Below are 1,772 nucleotides of genomic sequence, written 5' to 3'. Positions count from 1 at the left end.
CCGTTGACGATCATCACGCAGCCGCGGCCGACGCGGCCGATGGCGTCGCCTGGCAAGACGGACACGTCATGGATTTTGGCAACTGAAAAAGGAGTGAGACGAGGATGGATTATAAAAAGGCGGGCAAATTCGCCCTGCAGTTCATGGCCGCCGCGGCGATCGGAATGGCGCTCGCGCCGGCGAGCGCTTACGCGCAGTCGGCTGCCCCGGTCGAGGGTGTGCTGGAATGGTTCGTCGGTGTGTTGCAGGGCAGCATTGCTCGATCTTTCGGGATCATAGCCGTTTGCTTTCTCGGCTTCCTTGCCATGACCGGCAGACTGGTGTGGATGATGGCGCTTTCCATCATCATCGGCATCGCTTTGGTGTTTGGCGCTGCAGCTCTGGTCGATTCCATCCGGTCCACCGCTGGAGGCGCGTGAGCGATGGAGGACGAAGAGGTCTATGTCGAGGCGGTCAGCCTGCCTCTGACGCGCCCGCCGATGAAATGGGGTGTGCGCTACGAGGTGTTCGCGCTTAACGGCATGGCTGCCGTCATCGGTTTCATCGCGACCAGCAGCTTCACGCTTGGCCTCGGCCTGTTCGGCGCGACGCATTTGATCAGCGCCTATCTGTGCCAGCGCGACCCATACATCTTCCACATCGTCGAACGGCGGCTGTCGAAGCGGGACGCGGCCGCAAACTCCGGCTTTTGGGGCGCGAGGAGCTATTCGCCGTGAGTGTGAACGCCGACCTGAAATTCGCCAAAGCGCGCAAACGCGAAAAGCCTGTCGAGGCCCATGTCCCGTATTTGCGCCATGTCGACGACAACCTGGTCGTCACCAAAAGCGGCTTTCTCCTCGGGGTCATTCAGCTTAGTGGCCTGCCCTTCCAGACCATGGATCAGGCAGAGCTCAACAGCCGCATGTTCAATCGCAACACGACATTCCGCAACCTCTCCACGTCCCGTTTTGCCGCCTATTCGACCATCATTCGGCGTCACATCACGCCTGAGATCGAAGGCGATTTCGAAAACGCCTTCGTGGCGGAACTCGATGCCCGCTACATGGACGAGTTGGGCTCAAAGAATCTGTTCGTCAACGAGGCTTTCTTGACCCTCATCCGCCGGCCGATGGTCGGGCGTGTCGGCTGGGTCGACAGGGCGCTCAACGCGTTCCGCATCAGGACGGCCGGCGAAGAGACACGTGAAGAGGCGATGGCCGAACTGCACGATGTCCTCAATGGCGTCACCAAGGATTTTTCGGCCTATGGCGCGCGGCTCTTGGGGGTGGTGAGACGCCGCGGCAGCGTGTTTTCCGAACCTGCGGAATTCATCGCCAAGATCCTTGCCGGCGGCGCGGATGTCGAAATGCCGCTGCCGCGCATGAGTTTGGCGAGCGCCTGCGCGACGCGGCAAATCTTCTTCGGCAAATCCGCTCTGGAGATCAGGGGGGCGCAGGCGAGCAAGATCGGCGCCATGGTGTCGATCAAGGAATACCCGCCCTTCACGGCACCCGGATCGCTCGATGGCCTGCTGCGCCTGCCGCATGAATTCATCCTGACGCAGTCATTCGCGATTGAGGATCGCGTGACCGCCATGCGACGCATCAACACGATCTCGAACCAGGTCAGCGGTTCGGATGAGGCCGGGACCACGGTCGAGGAATCCGTGCACGCCGGCGCTGACAAGCTTGCCGGTGGCGAGGTCGTTTTCGGTCAGCATCACATGACGGTGATGGCGCTCGCCGCCGACGTCCAAGGTCTGAACCGCTCCTTGTCCGACATAAGTGCCGAAC

General features: G+C 61.3%; 2 protein-coding genes and 1 pseudogene. All 3 read left to right on the top strand.

Annotated elements, in window-relative coordinates; genetic code table 11:
- The first annotated feature begins 104 nt into the window (after window positions 1–104).
- Entirely contained in the window at window positions 105–419 is a 315-nt protein-coding gene (locus EOA60_RS31530) for a TrbC/VirB2 family protein (RefSeq protein WP_127420507.1), read from the top strand.
- Between the two features lie 3 nt (window positions 420–422).
- The gene (locus EOA60_RS31525) at window positions 423–716 is read left to right on the top strand and encodes a VirB3 family type IV secretion system protein (RefSeq protein ID WP_128312514.1); all 294 of its coding nucleotides are present in this window, start codon (window positions 423–425) and stop codon (window positions 714–716) included.
- Window positions 713–1,772, top strand: a pseudogene (locus tag EOA60_RS31520) (VirB4 family type IV secretion system protein); the annotation flags it as partial. The gene EOA60_RS31525 and the pseudogene EOA60_RS31520, both read left to right, overlap by 4 nt.

It is taken from the genome of Mesorhizobium sp. M1A.F.Ca.IN.020.06.1.1 (assembly GCF_004023265.1).
Classification (GTDB): Bacteria; Pseudomonadota; Alphaproteobacteria; order Rhizobiales; family Rhizobiaceae; genus Mesorhizobium.
This window is presented reverse-complemented; position numbering and strand designations above follow the sequence as displayed.